This window comes from Streptomyces sp. NPDC048424 (genome assembly GCF_040651555.1).
Lineage (GTDB): Bacteria > Actinomycetota > Actinomycetes > Streptomycetales > Streptomycetaceae > Streptomyces.
Map to the genome: position 1 here is coordinate 130,101 of NZ_JBEZKE010000001.1, position 17,231 is coordinate 147,331.

Here is a 17,231-nt window from a genome sequence, read left to right on the forward strand (position 1 = left end):
GGGCCGGGCCCAGGGCTCGTTCTCGGGAAAGTCCTGGTCAGGGTGGGCGGGCTGTGTGATTATCGCCGGATGATCTTCCGCGCTGCCTCCGCAGACCCCGCAGACCTCGACCGTGCTGTCGCCTACCCCGAGGACGGTCCCGTCCCCGCCCTGACCGCCGAGAAGATCCGCGAGGAGCTCGCCGAGAACCAGATCCGTCCCGAGTGGATCTGGATCGCCGAGGACGAGGCCGGCGAGATCCTGGCCCGCGCCCTGTGGTGGGGCCGCGCCGACAGCGAGCAGCCCATCGCGCTCGACTGCCTCCAGGTCCGCGCCTCCGTCGCCGACCCGGCCGCGGTCGCCGCCGGGCTGCTGGAGGCCGGCCACGCCGCCTTCGGCCTGCTGCCCGGCTACAACGTCTCCCTGCCCCGCGACTGGCAGGCCGACCCGGAGCTGGCCGCGGCCATCGCCTGGCGCCAGGAGGCCGCGTACAAGACCGGCCTGACGCGCGCCATCGAGCGCCTGCGCTACGAGTGGACCCCGGCCGCCGGAACGCCGGAGTCCACCGGGCGGCTCGTCTTCCGCGACGGCACCGACGAGGAGTTCCTCGACGCCTTCGTCCGGCTGTCCACCGGCAGCCTCGACCTGCACACGCAGACCGAGCTCCAGTCGATGGAGGCGGAACAACTGGCGCGCGAGGACATCGAGTTCTACCTCGACTGCCCCGGCGAGCGTTCCTGGTGGCGGCTCGCCCACCTCCCGGACGGCACCCTCGCGGGCATGGCCATCCCGTCGGCGACCCCGTACCACCGCAACGTCGGCTACCTGGGCGTCGTACCGGAGCAGCGCGGCCAGGGCCTGATCGACGAGATCCTGGGCGAGATCACCCGCTTCCACGCGGCCGAGGGCGCGCAGCGCATCACCGCGACCACGGACACCGTCAACGTCCCGATGGCCGCCGCCTTCGACCGCGCCGGCTACGAGGTCACCGAGATCCGCCTCGTCCTGGAGAGCCCCTCGATCTGACCCCGGGCCGTGTGCCCGCCCCCGCGGCGGCGGTAATCTCCCGCCCGGGGAAGGGGGTCGGGTGTCCATCGCCGAATTGCAGGTGTACTCCGTCGAGGAGGCCGACGTCACGGGCGGCGTGTGCGTGGTCCGGTGCGTCGGCGGAGTGGCCCGGGCCGGGCAGGTCTACGCCGTCGGGGAATCGCGGATGGGCCTGCGCCACATCGAGCGGTACGGGCGGCCCGTCGGCTCCTTCGACGCCGGGCACACCGCGAAGGTCCACCTCACGGGCGCCATGGTCGCCCTGCTCACCCGCGGGCAGGTGCTGACCTCGGTGCCGCCCGACGGGCACTCGCTGGAAGACCTGGAGGCCTGGCTGGCCACCGGGCCGCCGCTGCGCGACGAACCCCACCCGCGGACCCTGCGCGTCCTCGCCGGAGTGCGGATGCGCGACGATCGCCTCCCGGACGAGGTCCGGCTGCGCTGGGGCCGGATCGCGCTGGCCGCCACCCACCGGTGCGCGCGGGCCGAGGGCACGCCCGCACTGGTCCGGGCCCCCGAACTTGCCTGCGTACAGGGTTACTTGATCCAGCAGTTCGGCCCGGCCCGCGGCGGCGACCCGGCGGCCCTGTGCCGGGAGCTGCTGGCCCTGATCGACCTCACCCCGGCGCAGGCGGCGGCGCAGGGCCGCGGCTGGCGCGACCTCCCGCACCACCGCATCCGGCACCTGCGCCGCATCAAGAGCCTGATCCCCTGGCTGACCGCCGTACGCCCCCACCTGCCGGACGCCGACCCGGTGGCGGAGGCGGTCGACGCCTGGTCGGCGGTCCGGCCCGACCTGCCGTGAGCGGTCCTGTCGCCACCGGTTGACCTGCGGCTATGCTCCGCGCCATGAACAGGGGTGGGGAACACGGACAGCAGTCGGCCGAGCGATCGACCGAGCGATCGACCGAGCAGGTCACCTTCGTCTACGAGCCGACGCGGGACGACTACACGAGGGCCGTGCGGCGCTTCACTTTCGGGACCTGGCCGGGGATCCGGGGCCAGATCGTCCTCGTGGCGTTCAGCCTGGGGATCTCGTGGCTGCTGCCGACGCTCAAGGGGTTCTCGCCCGCTGTGACGGCCTTCGTGATGGCCTGTGCCGTGGTCACCGTGCTGGTCGTCCTCCCCCGGGTCCTGGCCCGCACCGCGCAGGAGCAGTACGCGGACGTGGAGGAGTACGGAGCCTGTCGGACGGTCGTCCACGAGGACCGGCTGACGACCACGGGCGCGGGCACGGGCACGGGCCGGGACGGAGACGGGGAGCTGTCCGGCGACATCGAGTGGCGGGTGTTCCCCTGGTACTTCGAGACGGACGAGTTCTTCGCGGTCAAGACCAAGAACACCCGCGGGGTCTTCGTGCTGCCCAAGCGCGGCGCGCAGGATCCGGCCGACGTGGACCGCGTGCGGGCCCTGCTCGACCGGAACCTGCGGCGCATCTGACCGGCCGGACCGGCCGGACCGGCCCTAGCCCGCGGCGCGGGCGGCGTTGCCGAGGACCTTGGTCGGGGTGATGCGGACGACCACGCGGACGGCCGCCGCCGGGGCGTCGCGGTACTCCTTGCCGGCGCCCGGGCCGAGGTACTCCTCGGCGATGCGGACGGCCACCTCCCGGCCGACGTCCTCGGTGACGGTGGCCGTGCCGCGGATCTCGGCGTAGAGGAAGGGGTTGGCCAGGTCGAAGACGGTGACGCCGACCCGCCCGTCCCGGACGATGTTGCGCTCCTTGCGGCGGCCCTGCTCGGTGGAGATCAGCAGGTCGCCGCCGTCGCGGGTCACCCAGATCACCGAACTCTGCGGACTGCCGTCGGGGTTGATGGTCGAAAGCACGGCGGGATGCGGGGAGTCGAGCAGCCCCCGCACGGTCTCGTTCAGCTCAACAGTCATGGCGGCGAGGCTAGTCGGGGCGCGTGCGGGTCGCCGCCGGTTTCCGGCCGCGTCCGCTGATTAACCGAAGTCGGTCAGTTCCAGGGGATGTTGAGCCACGGGCTGGCCGGGTCGGTGGTCAGCTCGACGTGGGCGGCGAGGGCGCTCGTGTACCAGGTGCCGAACTCCTCCTCGTCGAAGTGCAGGCACCGGCCGAGGACGTACCCGGAGGAGAAGTCCTCCCACGAGCGGTACGTCTGGCGGGCCGCCTCCCCGGCGCGCAGGACGGCCTTCTCGGCCTCGTGGAGGGTGCCGTAGCGGCAGCCGATGCCCCAGCGGGCCATCTGGGAGGCCCGGCCGAGGTCCCAGGCCTCCACCGAACGGACCCAGCCGTCCTCGGGGAGCAGCCCGTCGGCGCGGAAGCGCTGCTCGTAGCGGGCGATCCGGCCGATGAGGCGCTTGACCCCGGTGATCTCGCCCTCCACCTCGGCGGTGGGGCGCGGCTGGGCGACGGTGACCCCCTCGGGGGTGAGCTGCGGCTCGGCGGAGCGCTCGGCGTTGCGGCGCAGGCTGGCCTCGGCGGCGTGCCGCCAGTGCTCGACGTCGACGGGCCCCGCGAAGTCGGAGGCGAGGACGCGGCGGACGCGGAGCGCGAACTCCCAGACGGGGCTGACCATGTCCACGCTCAGGAGCTGCTCCAGGGTGGAGAGCCAGTCGGCGCGGTCGGTGATGCTCCAGCTCTTCCCGACGCGGCGGCGCTCGTGCTGGTAGCCGCTGCCGTGGTAGGCGAGGGCGTTCCAGAACTCGCCGTTCGTCACGGCGAGATGGCCGCCGATCGCGAGGCCGTGCGCGATGGGCCCGTGCAGCGGGCCGCCGGTGAAGAGGGCGTGGACCTTCCCGTCGGGCAGGCCGTACAGGGGCGCGGCGTCCGCGTGCGCCCGCCAGCGGGCCAGGTCGGCGGGGGTGGTGGTGAGGTAGGCCTCGGTGGGTGAGCCCGGGTTCACGGCGAGGAAGGCGGGATCCCCGGGGCCCCAGACCTTGGAGAACCAACCCAGGCTCCGGGACTCGAAGACCGTCTCGGGGGCGGGTGCGGGCAGCATGCCGGCGGTGTGGACGACGAGCATGCGGTCCGCGGTGGCGTGGAAGAACACGGAGTCGGGGTGCGCGTCGGACTGGACGCGGTGCTGGCCCAGGTAGAGCTGGGCGCGGGCTAGTACGTCGAAGTACGCGGCCCAGTCGCCGGCGGTCTTGGCCTCGTACAGCTCTCTCTCGATGACGCTCGGCGCGATCCAGGTGCCCATACGGGGACCTTATACGGGCCCCTCCGCGGGCAGTCCGGCCCGTACGGTCCTCACTCTGATCGGTGGTTTCCGGCATAGGCTTCGGGGCATGACCCGGTTCCCGTGCACGAAGTCCTTCCACCCGGCGGCGCGATGAACGGCGGCACGGCGAAGGACGGCACGCCGAACCCCGTCACGGTGTACTGGCGGCCGGGGTGCACGTTCTGCATCAAGCTCCGCACGCAGCTGCGCCTGGCCCGGATCCCGTACCGGAAGATCAACATCTGGCGGGACCCCGAGGCGGCGGCCTTCGTCCGCAGCGTCGCCGACGGCAACGAGACCGTCCCGACGGTGGTCGTCGGGACCCACCCGGCCATGGTGAACCCCTCGCTCCGCCGAATCCGCGAGGCCATGCACGCCTGACGGAGCATCACCCGGGTGTGGTGGGGCGAGGAGGTCCGCGCGGCACGCCCCCCGTGCCACCGCGCGACCGTGCGGACCCCCTTGACGCCCCCCGGTGAGGGAGGGACGCTCGCGGGTCTCGCATCCGAGCGGTTGCACACTGGGGGGCCGGTATGCCGGAGGAGTCTGTCCAGACGGTGGGGGAGCTGCGGGCGCGGCTCGCGGCGCGGGGGGCGCGCTGGTCCGTACTGGAGCACCTGGCCGACGAGGAGCCGGTGCCGCGGCCCTCGCTGGGTCTGGAGCCCGGGGCGAACCTGACGCCCGCCGCGGACGTGGGGCTCGTCGATCTGCGGGCGCTCCTCGGGCACCCGAGCGGCAATCCCCATCTGACCCGGCGCCGCGCCGCCCACGGGTTCCTGGCGGGCCCGCCGACGGCCGGCGCGGCCCGGCCCGCCGCAGTGGACTGGCGCAGCCGCTGGGGCTGGCCGTGGATCACCAAGGTCAAGGACCAGAACCCGTGCGGTTCCTGCTGGGCCTTCGGCGCCGCCGGCCTCGTGGAGTCCATGGCCCGCATCGAGCACTGCGTATGGGCGGAGCGCTCCGAGGGGGACGTGCACGACGGCCTGCGCTTCACCTGCGGGCAGGGTTCCAATCCGGAGACCGCGCTCGACTGGATCAAGGACAACGGCGGGCTGGCCGACCCGGACTGCTGGCCGTACAGCACCCCGCCCGCCGGTCTGCCCGCCACCCGCCGCGACGCCTGGCGCGCCGAGTACACGCCCAGCTGGGACCGGTCCGGGCGATCCGTGCGGATCCCCGACTACGTGCGGCTGGGCGACGTCGAGCAGCAGAAGGTCTGGCTCGACACGGTCGGCCCGCTGACCGCCTGCTTCGACGTGTACGACGACTTCTTCGCCCTCGGCTCCGGCGTCTACCACCGCACCAGCGACCAGCTCGCGGGCGGCCACTGCGTGCTCGTCGTCGGCTACGACGACGCGGCCGGCTGCTGGCTGTTCAAGAACTCCTGGGGGACCGGCTACCACGTGGGCGGCTACGGCCGGATCGCCTACGGCGAGGTCGACATCGACCACTGGGCCAAGTGCGGCCTGCGCGGGACCAACATCGACCCGTGGACCAAGCGCCGCCTGCACACCGGCAACGTCTACGAGAGCGGCAACGGCCGCGCCCACCGCAACTTCGAGCTCCTCGCCACCACCACCGGGGGCCGTCTCCGGCACTGGTGGCGCGAGGGCGACGCCCCCTTCGCGTGGGCCCGCGCGGAGACCTTCGCGAACGACGCCTCCGGCCAGCCCGCCTTCACCGGGACCACCTACAACCGCAACATGGAGTCCCTGCACGTGACCACCGGCGGCCGGCTGCGCCACTGGTACTTCGAGCAGTCCGTGCGCGTCTGGCGCGACGGCGGCGCCTTCGGGCCGGGCGACGCGGCCGTCGGCTCGACCCCGGCCTTCATCCAGAGCGACTACGGCAAGCCGGGCAACTTCGAGGTGGTCGTACGGACCGCCGACGGCCGCCTGAACCACTGGTGGCGCATCAACGGCGCCCCCTGGACCTGGAACGACGGCGGCCACTTCGCCTCCGGCATCGCCCACTTCGGGCCGGCCCTCGTCCAGACCCGCAGCCGTCACCTCGACCTCGTCGCCGCCCGCACGGACGGCCGGATGCAGCGGTGGTGGCGCGACGATCCGAACGGTTTCGCCTGGCGCGCCGGGGAGGTCTTCGGCAGCGGTACGCCGGCCGTCTCCGCGCCCTGCCTGATCGAGGGCCAGTACGGGGCCGCCGACGAGGACACCGCCGGGAACTACGAGCTGTGCGTGGCCGTCGCAGGCGGGCGCGCGGAGCACTGGTGGCGGGGCAACGCGGCCGGCTCGGCCTGGACCCGCGGCGCGGTCTTCGGGCACGACGTCGCCGCGGTCACCGGGATGCTCCAGGGCAGCTTCGGGTTCAACCTGGAAGTCGTCGTCCTGCGCACCGACCGCCGCCTCCAGCACTACTGGCGGGACCGCGCGGGCTGGCACGAGGGGGCGGTCATCGGCCCCGTCGGCTGAGATCCGGCAGCGGAGAGGACCTGGCGGGCGTGGAGGTACGGAGCGTCGTGCTGAGCCCCGGTGAGCCGTACGAGCTGCGGCTCACCGGACGCGGCGCGCGCGGGTACGTGTGGACCTGGCAGGTCACGGGGGACGCGGACGTGGTGGCGGTGGCGGAGGGGCCGACGCCCGCCGGTGACGGCCTCCCCGGGGCCGCGGTCGAGCGGACGTACGTCGTACGGGGCCTGCCCCCGGGCGGCGGCCGGGCCCGGATCCGCTTCGCGCAGATCCGGCCTCCCTACCCGCAGGAGGCCCCGTACGACGAGTTCGTGCTGGACGTGGAGGTCACCCCGCGGACGGGCGGCGCCGCCTGAGGACCCGGTGCTGTACGGCCTCCAGCGGGCCCCGCTCGAAGCGGCGCAGCCACAGCCGGGACGCGGCGACCAGCGTCAGGCTCACCGCCGCCCACAGGCCCATCACCCACCAGGGCCCGCTGCCGCCCAGCCGGTCGGCGAGCCCCAGGCCGACGCCGTAGCAGAGCAGCATGCACAGCAGGTTCTGGCCGACGTAGCAGGACAGAGCGGTGCGGCCGACGGATCCGAGGGCGTCGGCGCCCGGGACCCGGAAGCGGTCGAGGGCGCAGCCGATCAGGCCGATGTACCCGACGGCGATCAGCGGGGCGGTGCCGTAGCGGCCCAGGAAGAAGAAGTCGGATCCGCCCAGCGTGGCGGCGGCGCCCAGCGGAAGGCCGGCGCCGAGGCCCCAGGCGGCCATCCGGACCCGGATCCGGTGCCCGGTGGCGGTCGGCGCGAAGGCACCGGCGCGGTGCAGCCGGACGCCGAGGAGGAAGAGGAAGACCAGCAGTCCGAAGGAGAAGACGGGCTCGATGCGCAGCGCGAGGGCGTGGTCGAGCCGGAAGGCGATCTGGTCGGCCCAGCCGCCGTGGGCGTAGAGATGGACGGCCCCGGGGTCGGGTGCCTCGGGGCCGGAGGACGGCCTGGCGAGGTCCCCGAGCGTCACGAGGCCGACGAGGGCCAGGTGCAGCCCGCCCGCGGTCCACATCGCCACCCGCCGCACCCGCTCGGAGCGGGCCAGCAGCCAGGCCACCAGCAGGGCGGTGACGGCGTACCCCATCAGCACGTCCCAGGCGAAGACGAGGACGAAGTGGACCGTGCCCTCCAGGAAGAGGAACGCGGCCCGCCGCGGGTAGCGCCCGGGCCACGGCTCGCCGCGGCGCGCGGCGGAGTCGTACTGGATGGCCAGGCCGACGCCGAACAGGATCGTCAGCAGGGACAGGAACTTCCCGTCGGCCAGGAACCGGAACACGGTCTCGGCGAGGTTCGCCGCGGAGGGGTCCGCGATCGGGTCGGGCGCTCCCAGACCGCCCTGGAGCACGCTCCACTCCGAGCCGGGGGAGGCGAAGATCCAGACGTTGGTCATGAGGGTGCCGAGGATGGCGGCGCCGCGCAGGACGTCGAGGAGGGGGAGCCGGGTCGCGGTCACCTCGGGGGCGACGAGGGTCGTGTGGGCCATGACTCCAGCGTCCCGGCGCGCAGGGCCCCGTACGTCCTGCGGGTGGACGAAGCCCGCGTACATCCTTCGGTGCAGCGGCGCGGGGCGCAGGTCCACATCCCGGACGGGGCGGCCGGTGCACCCCTCATGTATCTATCCTGTGTGCATGCCGTTTGCCGCGCCCCCCGCCCAGACCGCCGCCACCCCCACCACCACTCCCACGACCGCCGCCGAACGCGTCTACCGGCACGTCAAGGAGGGGGTGCTCGAGCGCCGCTACGAAGGCGGCACCCTCCTCACCGAGGGCGAACTCGCCGAGGCCGTCGGGGTGTCCCGCACCCCGGTCCGCGAGGCGCTGCTGCGCCTGGAGACCGAGGGGCTGCTGAAGCTGTACCCGAAGAAGGGTGCGCTGGTGCTGCCGGTCTCCGCGCAGGAGATCACGGACGTGCTCGAAACCCGGCTGCTGGTCGAGGAGTTCACCGTACGCAGGGCCGTACCGGCGCCCCCCGGCCTGCTGGACCGGCTCGCGGCCCTGCTGGAGGAGCAGCGCCGGCACGCCGCCGGGGGCGACCTCGCCGCGATGATGGCCGCCGACCGCGGCTTCCACGCCGAGATCGTGCGCAGCGCCGGGAACCAGATCCTGTGCCGGCTCTACGACCAGCTCCGCGACCGGCAGCTGCGGATGGGCGTGGCCCTGCTGCACGCCCACCCCGACCGTCTGGAGCGCACCCTGGCCGAGCACGCCGAGATCCTGGACGCGCTGCGGGCCGGGGACGCGGACACGGCCGCCGCGGCGGTCCGCGGGCACATCGGACGGGTCGAGGCACTGGTCCGGGGGCCGGGCCGGTGAGCGCCCGGGTGACCGCGCGCGGGACCGCGCCGGGGAGCGCGCGGGCGACCGCGCCGCAGGTGTTCCAGGACCCTCCCGGCGGCGGACGGGCCGTCGCCGTATGGTCCATCGGCGTCGCCGTCTACTTCGTGGCGGTGATCTTCCGTACCAGCCTGGGCGTGGCCGGTCTCGACGCCGCCGACCGCTTCCACGTCAACGCCTCGGCGCTGGCCACCTTCTCCCTCCTCCAACTGCTCGTCTACGCGGGCATGCAGATACCCGTGGGCCTGATGGTCGACCGGCTCGGCACCAAGAAGGTGCTGACGCTGGGCGCGGTGCTCTTCACCGTCGGCCAGCTCGGCTTCGCGCTCTCCCCCTCCTACGGGATGGCGCTCGCCGCGCGGGCGCTGCTCGGCTGCGGCGACGCGATGACCTTCATCTCGGTACTGCGGCTCGGCACGCGGTGGTTCCCGGCCCGGCGCGGGCCGCTGATGGCGCAGCTCGCCGGGCTGGTCGGCATGGCGGGCAACCTCGTCTCCACGCTCGTCCTCGCCCCCGTCCTGCACGGCGTCGGCTGGACCGCGGCCTTCGCGGGGAGCGCGGTGGCCGGGCTGGTGGTGCTGGTGCCGCTGGTGCTGTTCCTGCGGGACCACCCGGAGGGGCACGGTCCGGTGCCGGCGGAGCGTGGCTCCGGGGGCTTCGTCCGCCGGCAGATCCGCGAGTCCTGGGCCGAACCCGGCACCCGCCTCGGCCTGTGGGTGCACTTCACCACGCAGTTCCCGGCGATGGTGTTCCTGCTGCTGTGGGGCATGCCGTTCCTGGTGGAGGCGCAGGGGCTGTCGCGGACCACCGCGGGCGGACTGCTGACGCTGGTGGTCGCCTCCAACATGGCGCTCGGGCTGGTCTACGGCCAGGTCGTCGGCCGCCGCCAGTCCGCGCGGATCCCGCTCGCCCTGGGCACGGTCGGCCTCACGGCCCTCCTCTGGGCGGCCGTCCTCGCCTACCCGGGGGACACGGCGCCGATGTGGCTGCTGATCACCCTGTGCCTGGTCCTCGGCGGCTGCGGGCCGGCGTCGATGATCGGCTTCGACTTCGCCCGCCCCGCCAACCCGCCGGAACGCCAGGGCACCGCCTCCGGGATCACGAACATGGGCGGCTTCATCGCGTCGATGACCACCCTCCTCACCGTGGGCGTGCTGCTCGACGCCACCGGCGACAACTACCGCATCGCCTTCTCGACGGTGTTCGTCCTCGAAGCGCTGGGCGTCTCCCAGATCCTCCGACTGCGCCGCCGCGCACTGGCCCGCGAGGCGGAACCGGAGCGGGCGTCCCGCGCGTGTCCCCTCCCGGACGCCGCAGGGCGCGAAGGACCGTAGGGCCGCCGTCCCGGTGGATGACCCAGTGCGGCGCCGAAGCCGCGTTCCGCCGCGCCGCGGCGCGAGCCGGCCCGCCCGACGTCCCGTAGGGAGCCCGTACGGCGGCTCGTGCGGCGGCGTTCCTACGGGGTGACGGAGAACTGCGTGAGGATGGCCTCCGCCAGCTCGGCGTCGCCCTCCACCTTCACCCGGTCCGCGACGGAATGCGCCCGCACCCGCCCCGCCGCCAGCCGTACGTACGTCTCCCAGTCCAGCGTCAGCGTCACGGCCGGGCCCAGCGACGGCGTCTTGTCGATCGTGCCGCGGCCGTCGGCGTCCACCCGCACCGTCCGCATGAACTCCAGCGGACCGTGCACGTCGATGACCACCGCCGAGTGCGCCGGCGCGCCCGCCCGCTTCGCCACCACCTTCGGCAGCCCGGCCAGCAGGATGTCCCGCGCCACGTACGCACCCGGCGCGTCCCAGTTGCCCGGCACGCCCAGCGCCGCCCGCAGGTCCTGCTCGTGGATCCACACGTCGAACGCGCGCAGCCGCAGCGCGTGCTCCAGCGTCACCTGGTCACCCAGCGGACCGCGCACCATCGTGTCCGGATCCCGCTTCTCGTTGCGCAGCTGCCGCGAGCGCCGGATGACGGTGTACTCCAGCTCCGAGGTCATCTCCGGCGCGGTGTGGTGACGCCGCACGTCGACCTGCACCTCCATGTACCGGCTGAACTCGTCCACCACGTGCCGCAGGTCCCGCGCCACCGTGTGGATCGGCCGCGGGTCGCCGAGCTGCTCGCATTCGATGCCGATGATGTGTGACACGACGTCACGGACCGACCAGCCGGGGCACGGCGTCGCCCGGTTCCACTCGCCCTCCGTCAGGGGGAGGACCAGCTCGGATATCGCCTCGATGGAGTGCGTCCACGCGTCGGCATAGGGCTGAAGGCTGGGATGGACGGTCAACGGGACCCCTCGCGGTGCTGTTCAGTGGCGCGTTTTCGGAAGCAGTGGACTCAGTTTCCAAAACTACGCTGCCGGTGAGCACCCCGGCAGTGCTTTCGTGTGACGATCGTAGGCCCGAGTTGACGGCTTGAACGCCAGGACGGTGGTAGTGTGCGCGCCTCGCTGATCCAAATCGCAGTGAACGAGGGCGAGTCGGTGACTTCCCGACGTGCCCGCGTGGCCGAGCTCGTACGGGAGCAGGAAGGCTCCGACCTCGTCGTGCTGCCCGAACTGTGGCCCGTCGGCGCCTTCGCCTACGAGCAGTTCGAGACCGAGGCCGAACCCCTGGACGGCCCGACCTACGAGGCCATGTCCAAGGCCGCCCGCGACGCCGGGGTCTGGCTGCACGCGGGCTCGGTCGTGGAGCGCGCGGGGGACGGCTCCCTCTACAACACGGCCCTCGTCCTCTCCCCGGCGGGCGAGCTGGCCGCCACCTACCGGAAGATCCACCGCTTCGGCTTCGACCAGGGCGAGGCGGTGCTCATGTCGGCGGGCGACTCCCTGACCACGGTGGAGCTGCCGGAGCAGACCCTCGGCATCGCCACCTGCTACGACCTGCGCTTCCCGGAGCTGTTCCGCGGCCTGGTCGACGCCGGGGCCACCACGATGGTCGTCTCGGCGGGCTGGCCCGCGCGCCGCCGCTCCCACTGGACCCTGCTCAACCGGGCCCGCGCCGTCGAGGACCAGTCGTACGTCCTGGCGTGCGGGCTGGCCGGCACCCACGCGGGCGTCGAACAGGCCGGGCACAGCCTGGTGGTGGACCCGTGGGGCGAGGTCCTGGCGGAGGCCGGCCCGGGCGAGGCCGTCCTCACGGTGGACCTGGACCCGGCCAAGGTGGCCGAAACCCGCGAGCAGTTCCCGGCCCTGAAGGACCGCCGCCTGGGCCGCGGCGGCCAGGCGTGACGACCACAGGTCTGACGTACGAGCGGATCGAGCGGATCGGGCGGTCCGAGGAGGCGGTACGGGGGCTGGACGCGCTCGTACGCGTCTACCAGGAGGTCTACGCGGAACCCCCGTACCGCGAGGGCCCCCGGGACGCCGCCGATTTCCGCGTGCGCGCCGGGCGGCAGGCCGTGCGGGACGGCTTCCGGCTGGTCCTGGCGCGGGACGGCGACGAGCTCGTCGGCTTCTCGTACGGCTACCGGCTGCCCGCGGACACCGGGTGGTGGCGGGCCCTGGAGGAGCCGCTCGACGACGCCTTCGTCGAGGAGAACGGCCGGCGGACGTTCAACGTGGCCGAACTCGCCGTGCGCGGGGCCTGGCGACGGCAGGGCGTCGCGGCCGCGATGCACCGGCTCCTGATCGCGGACCAGGGGGCCGAGCGGATCACGCTGACCGTGCGCCCGGACCCCGAGGCCGCACCCGCGCGGACGGCCTACGCCACGTGGGGCTACCGGAAGGTCGGCCGCGCCCGGTACGGGGACGGGCACCCGGCCTACGACGTCCTGGTGCTGCCCGTGCCGGGCGGCCCGCCGACGGGTCCGTAGGGCGCGGGCCCGGCCGCCCGGCCGCCCGGCTCAGAGGGTGCGCAGCCAGACCATGACCGCGAGGACGGTGGGGGCCGGGCAGGCCAGGGCGCCCAGGAGGAGCAGCCGGCTCGACGCGGCCATCCGGCGGATGCCGGGGGCGAAGGCGAGAGCGGCGAGCACCGCTGCCGCGCCCACCGGCACCAGGACGAAACGCAGCAGCAGGCCTCCCACCGGCTGCCCGGCCGCCGCGCCCCAGAGGAGCGCGATGGAGAAGATGCTGGCCAGCCAGGCCAGCGAGAGGCCGGTGACCGTCCACAGCAGGGCCGCGAGCACGGCGACGGCGGGCCGCTCCTTGGGGGTGGGCTTAGCCGGCTGCCACGGGCCGTACAAGGCCGCGTACGTGCTGGGGTTCACCGTGGGCTCCTCACCGTCGGGGACGTACACGATCCTCGCCCTCCCCCACGGCCCCGGCATGAGTGCGCATGCTCACTTCCCCACGGACGCGTACTCACTCCGGCGGGCAGCTCGGCTACGGGAGCCCGTCCTCCCGCTCCTTCTCCACCATCCGGATCACGCACACCGCGACCGCGATCAGCAGCGCCGCGTCCGCGTCCTCGCGGACCACGTCCACCGCGTACGTCTCACGGACCCGGTACCACTGCCGTGAGACCAGCGCGAGCAGCTCCCCGTCGTACTCGACCTTGAACTCCCGGTCCAGGATCCGCCCGCTGACGTCGAGCTCGGTGCCCTCGGCCATGGTCACGCGGAAGTGGTTGCGCAGCAGGGAGAACCGCTTCCGGCGGATCACCGCGAGCCGCCGCTCGTCGCGCTCCAGCGTCATCGTGTCGCGGAAGCTGAGCATCTTCTCCCGCAGGGTGATCAGGATCAGCCCGTCCGGATCCTTCAGCTCCAGGGTGTCGCGGACCCGCAGCGCCTTCCCGTCGACGAGGAAGGCGTGGCGCCCGTCCTGGTCCTCGATCCAGTAGTCGTCCCCGATGGCCAGCACTTTGTCCCGTACGAGGTATTTCATGCGCTGATCAGTGCCCGCGATAGGTTTCCGCCATGCCACTCCTCTACGTGACCGACCTGGCCTACCCGGCGCGCGGCCGCCGCTACTGCGACGAGGACATATTCCTCACCTCCCGGCTGCGGGCCGATTTCGGCCTGGCCCTGTGCCACCCCGCGGACGCGGAGGCGCTCCTCCCGCTCGGCTTCGACGCGGTGATCGTCCGCAACAGCGGCCCGGTCCTGCACTACCAGGAGGCCTACGACTCCTTCCGCGCCGCCGCCCTCGCCGCCGGCACGCCGGTCTACAACCCCCTCACCGGCCGCGCGGACATGGCGGGCAAGCAGTACCTCCTCGACCTGACGGCCGCCGGCTACCCGGTCATCCCGACGATCGACGACCCGGCGAGGCTCTCGGAGCTGCCGCAGGTCCCCACCTACGCGGTCAAGCCGAAGCAGGGCGCCGACTCCATCGGCCTCACCTTCACCGCGACACCGGACGGCCCGGCCGGGGCCGTGCTGATCCAGCCGCGCATCGACTTCGCGTACGAGGTGTCCTTCTACTTCGTCGACGACGCCTTCCAGTACGCGCTGTACGCGCCGGATCCGGCCCGCCGCTGGGAGCTGGAGCGCTACGACCCGACCGAGGCGGACCTGGCCTTCGCCCGCGCCTTCATCGACTGGAACACCCTCGACCACGGCATCCAGCGCGTCGACGCCTGCCGGGCCCCCTCGGGCGAACTGCTCCTCGTCGAGCTGGAGGACCTCAACCCCTACCTCTCCCTGGACCTCCTCCCGGCGGACGTCCAGAACACCTTCGTGGCGGCACTGACCCAGTCGCTTCGCAGCTTCACTGGTTGATTTCTGGTCCCCGGGGGCGGTCGGTCACTCGTTCGGGTGGGGTGGCGGGGTTCCGGGGTGAGGAATGAGCTGAGGCTCTACGTTGGCGCTATGGCGGAGGTCGGGGAGGACGGGCGCGCCCGATACACCTTCCGGCTGCGCGTGTCGTCCACAGCCCGGACGTCCCTGCTGTCTGAGTGGGACCGGTGCCGATGGGTGTGGAACCAGTCCGTCGCAGCATCCAGGGCGGCGTACAAGGCCAAAGAGAAGTGCGGGCCCGCCCGTCTCGACAGGATGTTGACGGGATGGCGCGCGGAGCACGACTGGTTGCGTGAGGGCGCGTCGGTTCCGCAGCAGCAGATCATCCGGAACTTCGCTGCATCACGTGCCAAAGCCGTGAAGGACATCAAGACCCGGTTGCCCATGTGGCGGCGGGCGGGGATGCCCCGGTACAAGAAGAAGACTGTCGCGGATCCGACGTTGAACTACACCCGTCGTGGTTTCCGGTTGAGGGACGGCCGTCTGCATCTGGCAGGCGGCATCGTTCTGTCGGTGGTGTGGTCGCGGGAGCTGCCGGCCGATCCGTCGAGCGTGAGGGTCTACAGGGACGCCCTCGGGCACTGGTACGCCTCGTTCGTCGCTCCGGCCGAGGTGCGGCCGCTCCCCGAGACGGGTGCGGTGATCGGTGTTGACTGGGGTGTGAGGGAGACCGCGACCACCACCAGCGATGAGCATGACCTCCCCCACCCCGGGCACGGGAGGAAGGCGGCGGGGAAGCTGGCCGGGTATCAGCGGATGATGGCGCGCCGGAAGCCGAAGCGCGGACAACCCAAGTCGAAGGGGTACCGGAAGGCCAGGCGGCAGGTCGCGAAGACACACAAGAAGATCGCCCGGCAGCGCCAGGACACCGCTCGCAAGTGGGCCAAGAAGGTTGTGACGGACTTCGACGCGCTCGCAGTGGAGGACTTCCGTCCGAAGTTCCTGGCGAAGTCGACCATGGCGCGTAAGGCTGCCGACGCGGCGATCGCGGCGACCAAGCGCGAGCTGATCAGCATGGCGCGCAAGCATGGTCGGGGCCTGTACCTCGTGCACCCGGCGCACACGACCATGGACTGCGGACGGTGCGGAGCGAGAGCCAAGCACGCATTGCCGCTGTCGGAACGTACGTACACGTGCACCGCCTGCAGAGCCGTATCCCCGAGGGACAAGAACTCCGCACGCGTCATGCTCGTCCGGGCTGGTCTCAACCCGGCTACCGCTGATCGTGGAAGACCCGACGGACCGCCGGTCCGCCGGGCAGCGTGAGGTAGGAATCCCTTTCGTCCACGAAAGGGAGGAAGTCAAAAGATCTCTCCACTCCCTCCAGGAATCCTTCGCAGGCTGATGTCAGTGCCGGGTGCCAGGCTTTTCCCATGGACAAGCAGACGTTCTGGCAGTTGATCGAGACGGCCCGCGCGGGCACGGCGGCGGACGAGGTGGCGGGGCGGGCGGCGGAGCTGCTGGCGGCCCGTCCGGCGGCGGAGATAGCCGCGGCCCAGCAGGTGCTGTGGGACCTGCTGGCGGAGTCCTACCGCAGCCCGCTCTGGGCCGCGGCCTACGTGATCAACGGCGGCTGCTCGGACGACGGCTTCGACTACTTCCGCGGCTGGCTCCTCACCCAGGGCCGGGCGGCCTTCGAAGCGGCCCTGGCCGACCCGGACTCCCTGGCGGTCCACCCGGCGGTCCGCGAGGCCGCGGCCGAGGGCCACGAACTGTGGGACGAGGAGGCCCTCTCGATCGCCTGGACCGCCTACGAGTCCGCCACCGGCCGCGAACTCCCGGCGGACTCCTTCACGATCAGCTACCCGCCCCTCGATCCGGCCTGGGACTTCGACTTCGACGACACGGCCGAACTCGCCCCCCGCCTGCCCCGCCTGAGCACCCTCTTCGCCTATTCGTAGCGGTACAGCAGCGACTCGCGTTCCTGCCGGCGGATGTCCTCGACCGTCAGATCCGGCATGTCCAGGTGGGAGAGGGTGACCTCGGCGGAGCTCGGTACGGCGTCCTCGGCGAGCCACTGCCCGGGCTGCCACGCGCCGCTGCGCAGGAACGCCTTCGGGCAGTGCTGGTACGCCTCCTCGACCTGCACGACGATCGCGCTGCGCGGCGGCTTGCCGACGGCGGTCAGCTGCTCCAGCAGCCGGGGGTCGGCTGATACGCAGGCGCGTCCGTTCACGCGCAGAGTGGTGGCCCGGCCGGGGATGACGAAGATCAGCCCGGCCCGGCCCGTCTCCACGATGTTGTGGGCGGTGTCGAGCCGCTTGTTGCCGGTGGCGTCGGGGACGGCGAGGGTGAACTCGTCCAGTACGGCCACGAACCCGGGCGGCCCGCCCCGTGGCGTGACATCGCAGGTCCCGTCGGCCCCCGCACTGGCCACGAACACCAGCGACGACCGCCCGATGACCGCCCGCGCGGCCTCGTGGATCCGGTCCACGGTCTTGCGCCGGGCCATCTCCCCCGGCTCCTCGTACAACTCGCGCAACTGTTCCGTGCTCCGCACGGCGGTGGCGTTCAGGGCGTCGAATATCGTCACGCCCCAGCACGCTACCGGCTGAT

20 protein-coding genes are annotated in these 17,231 nt (G+C 72.7%); 13 read left to right on the top strand and 7 right to left on the bottom strand.

Annotation, left to right across the window (positions count from 1 at the left end; all coding sequences use genetic code 11):
- Window positions 1–69 precede the first annotated feature (69 nt).
- The 3 genes from AB0D29_RS00600 to AB0D29_RS00610 all read left to right on the top strand — a co-directional run bounded on the left by AB0D29_RS00600 (window position 70) and on the right by AB0D29_RS00610 (window position 2,466).
- Complete coding sequence (locus AB0D29_RS00600) at window positions 70–1,005, top strand: GNAT family protein (protein WP_362851348.1); 936 nt, start codon at window positions 70–72, stop codon at window positions 1,003–1,005.
- A 61-nt stretch (window positions 1,006–1,066) separates the two neighbouring features.
- On the top strand, window positions 1,067–1,831 hold the full coding sequence (locus AB0D29_RS00605; protein WP_362851350.1) for a hypothetical protein: 765 nt from the start codon (window positions 1,067–1,069) through the stop codon (window positions 1,829–1,831).
- A gap of 44 nt (window positions 1,832–1,875) precedes the next feature.
- Window positions 1,876–2,466: a YcxB family protein gene (locus AB0D29_RS00610; RefSeq protein WP_362851352.1), complete on the top strand. Its 591-nt coding sequence runs from the start codon at window positions 1,876–1,878 to the stop codon at window positions 2,464–2,466.
- A 24-nt stretch (window positions 2,467–2,490) separates the two neighbouring features.
- Here the strand turns inward: AB0D29_RS00610 and AB0D29_RS00615 are convergent, their stop codons facing one another.
- Window positions 2,491–2,910, bottom strand: a complete 420-nt coding sequence (locus AB0D29_RS00615; RefSeq protein ID WP_362851354.1) for a PPOX class F420-dependent oxidoreductase — start codon at window positions 2,908–2,910, stop codon at window positions 2,491–2,493.
- Window positions 2,911–2,984: 74 nt separating this feature from the next.
- A complete protein-coding gene (locus tag AB0D29_RS00620; RefSeq protein WP_362851356.1) occupies window positions 2,985–4,190 on the bottom strand; it encodes a DUF1266 domain-containing protein in 1,206 nt (401 codons plus the stop codon).
- Between the two features lie 102 nt (window positions 4,191–4,292).
- On the opposite strand from AB0D29_RS00620, the gene AB0D29_RS00625 reads away from it, so the two are divergent.
- The 3 genes from AB0D29_RS00625 to AB0D29_RS00635 all read left to right on the top strand — a co-directional run bounded on the left by AB0D29_RS00625 (window position 4,293) and on the right by AB0D29_RS00635 (window position 6,993).
- Complete coding sequence (locus tag AB0D29_RS00625) at window positions 4,293–4,592, top strand: glutaredoxin domain-containing protein (protein WP_362851358.1); 300 nt, start codon at window positions 4,293–4,295, stop codon at window positions 4,590–4,592.
- Between the two features lie 152 nt (window positions 4,593–4,744).
- Window positions 4,745–6,640, top strand: coding sequence for a C1 family peptidase (locus AB0D29_RS00630; protein ID WP_362851360.1), 1,896 nt, complete (start codon window positions 4,745–4,747; stop codon window positions 6,638–6,640).
- Window positions 6,641–6,669: 29 nt separating this feature from the next.
- The gene (locus tag AB0D29_RS00635) at window positions 6,670–6,993 is read left to right on the top strand and encodes a protease inhibitor I42 family protein (RefSeq protein WP_362851362.1); all 324 of its coding nucleotides are present in this window, start codon (window positions 6,670–6,672) and stop codon (window positions 6,991–6,993) included.
- Here the strand turns inward: AB0D29_RS00635 and AB0D29_RS00640 are convergent.
- Window positions 6,965–8,152, bottom strand: a complete 1,188-nt coding sequence (locus tag AB0D29_RS00640; protein ID WP_362851364.1) for a DUF418 domain-containing protein — start codon at window positions 8,150–8,152, stop codon at window positions 6,965–6,967. The genes AB0D29_RS00635 and AB0D29_RS00640 overlap by 29 nt on opposite strands.
- 145 nt (window positions 8,153–8,297) lie before the next feature.
- Between AB0D29_RS00640 and AB0D29_RS00645 the strand changes: the two genes are divergently transcribed.
- Window positions 8,298–8,981 (top strand): GntR family transcriptional regulator, encoded by a 684-nt coding sequence (locus AB0D29_RS00645; RefSeq protein WP_362851366.1) that lies wholly within the window; start codon window positions 8,298–8,300, stop codon window positions 8,979–8,981.
- A gap of 59 nt (window positions 8,982–9,040) precedes the next feature.
- Entirely contained in the window at window positions 9,041–10,336 is a 1,296-nt protein-coding gene (locus AB0D29_RS00650; RefSeq protein WP_362851788.1) for an MFS transporter, read from the top strand.
- A 122-nt stretch (window positions 10,337–10,458) separates the two neighbouring features.
- On the opposite strand, the gene AB0D29_RS00655 is transcribed toward AB0D29_RS00650, so the two are convergent.
- Complete coding sequence (locus AB0D29_RS00655) at window positions 10,459–11,283, bottom strand: maleylpyruvate isomerase family mycothiol-dependent enzyme (protein ID WP_362851368.1); 825 nt, start codon at window positions 11,281–11,283, stop codon at window positions 10,459–10,461.
- 150 nt (window positions 11,284–11,433) lie between these two features.
- On the opposite strand from AB0D29_RS00655, the gene AB0D29_RS00660 reads away from it, so the two are divergent.
- Window positions 11,434–12,225, top strand: coding sequence for a carbon-nitrogen family hydrolase (locus AB0D29_RS00660; RefSeq protein WP_362851369.1), 792 nt, complete (start codon window positions 11,434–11,436; stop codon window positions 12,223–12,225).
- Complete coding sequence (locus AB0D29_RS00665; RefSeq protein WP_362851371.1) at window positions 12,222–12,809, top strand: GNAT family N-acetyltransferase; 588 nt, start codon at window positions 12,222–12,224, stop codon at window positions 12,807–12,809. Before AB0D29_RS00660 ends, AB0D29_RS00665 begins: the two co-directional genes overlap by 4 nt.
- A 30-nt stretch (window positions 12,810–12,839) precedes the next feature.
- On the opposite strand, the gene AB0D29_RS00670 is transcribed toward AB0D29_RS00665, so the two are convergent.
- Together AB0D29_RS00670 and AB0D29_RS00675 are read right to left on the bottom strand one after the other, a co-directional pair.
- Window positions 12,840–13,205: a hypothetical protein gene (locus AB0D29_RS00670; protein ID WP_362851373.1), complete on the bottom strand. Its 366-nt coding sequence runs from the start codon at window positions 13,203–13,205 to the stop codon at window positions 12,840–12,842.
- Between the two features lie 115 nt (window positions 13,206–13,320).
- The gene (locus AB0D29_RS00675) at window positions 13,321–13,821 is read right to left on the bottom strand and encodes an LURP-one-related family protein (RefSeq protein ID WP_362851375.1); all 501 of its coding nucleotides are present in this window, start codon (window positions 13,819–13,821) and stop codon (window positions 13,321–13,323) included.
- A gap of 32 nt (window positions 13,822–13,853) precedes the next feature.
- Here AB0D29_RS00675 and AB0D29_RS00680 point away from each other — a divergent pair, with 32 nt between their 5' ends.
- The 3 genes from AB0D29_RS00680 to AB0D29_RS00690 all read left to right on the top strand — a co-directional run bounded on the left by AB0D29_RS00680 (window position 13,854) and on the right by AB0D29_RS00690 (window position 16,576).
- Window positions 13,854–14,657: a hypothetical protein gene (locus AB0D29_RS00680; RefSeq protein ID WP_362851377.1), complete on the top strand. Its 804-nt coding sequence runs from the start codon at window positions 13,854–13,856 to the stop codon at window positions 14,655–14,657.
- Between the two features lie 90 nt (window positions 14,658–14,747).
- Entirely contained in the window at window positions 14,748–15,941 is a 1,194-nt protein-coding gene (locus tag AB0D29_RS00685; RefSeq protein WP_362851789.1) for a transposase, read from the top strand.
- A gap of 107 nt (window positions 15,942–16,048) precedes the next feature.
- A complete protein-coding gene (locus AB0D29_RS00690; protein ID WP_362851379.1) occupies window positions 16,049–16,576 on the top strand; it encodes a DUF4240 domain-containing protein in 528 nt (175 codons plus the stop codon).
- Here the strand turns inward: AB0D29_RS00690 and AB0D29_RS00695 are convergent.
- On the bottom strand, window positions 16,567–17,208 hold the full coding sequence (locus AB0D29_RS00695; RefSeq protein WP_362851381.1) for an MSMEG_1061 family FMN-dependent PPOX-type flavoprotein: 642 nt from the start codon (window positions 17,206–17,208) through the stop codon (window positions 16,567–16,569). The genes AB0D29_RS00690 and AB0D29_RS00695 overlap by 10 nt on opposite strands.
- Between the last annotated feature and the right edge of the window lie 23 nt (window positions 17,209–17,231).

Bases quoted from the DNA above. Each gene is read 5' to 3' on its own strand.
- AB0D29_RS00690 (WP_362851379.1), top strand. From the start codon at position 16,049: ATGGACAAGCAGACGTTCTGGCAGTTGATCGAGACGGCCCGCGCGGGC.
- AB0D29_RS00620 (WP_362851356.1), bottom strand. From the start codon at position 4,190: ATGGGCACCTGGATCGCGCCGAGCGTCATCGAGAGAGAGCTGTACGAG.
- AB0D29_RS00640 (WP_362851364.1), bottom strand. From the start codon at position 8,152: ATGGCCCACACGACCCTCGTCGCCCCCGAGGTGACCGCGACCCGGCTC.
- AB0D29_RS00675 (WP_362851375.1), bottom strand. From the start codon at position 13,821: ATGAAATACCTCGTACGGGACAAAGTGCTGGCCATCGGGGACGACTAC.
- AB0D29_RS00630 (WP_362851360.1), top strand. From the start codon at position 4,745: ATGCCGGAGGAGTCTGTCCAGACGGTGGGGGAGCTGCGGGCGCGGCTC.
- AB0D29_RS00685 (WP_362851789.1), top strand. From the start codon at position 14,748: ATGGCGGAGGTCGGGGAGGACGGGCGCGCCCGATACACCTTCCGGCTG.
- AB0D29_RS00610 (WP_362851352.1), top strand. From the start codon at position 1,876: ATGAACAGGGGTGGGGAACACGGACAGCAGTCGGCCGAGCGATCGACC.
- AB0D29_RS00615 (WP_362851354.1), bottom strand. From the start codon at position 2,910: ATGACTGTTGAGCTGAACGAGACCGTGCGGGGGCTGCTCGACTCCCCG.
- AB0D29_RS00680 (WP_362851377.1), top strand. From the start codon at position 13,854: ATGCCACTCCTCTACGTGACCGACCTGGCCTACCCGGCGCGCGGCCGC.
- AB0D29_RS00645 (WP_362851366.1), top strand. From the start codon at position 8,298: ATGCCGTTTGCCGCGCCCCCCGCCCAGACCGCCGCCACCCCCACCACC.
- AB0D29_RS00600 (WP_362851348.1), top strand. From the start codon at position 70: ATGATCTTCCGCGCTGCCTCCGCAGACCCCGCAGACCTCGACCGTGCT.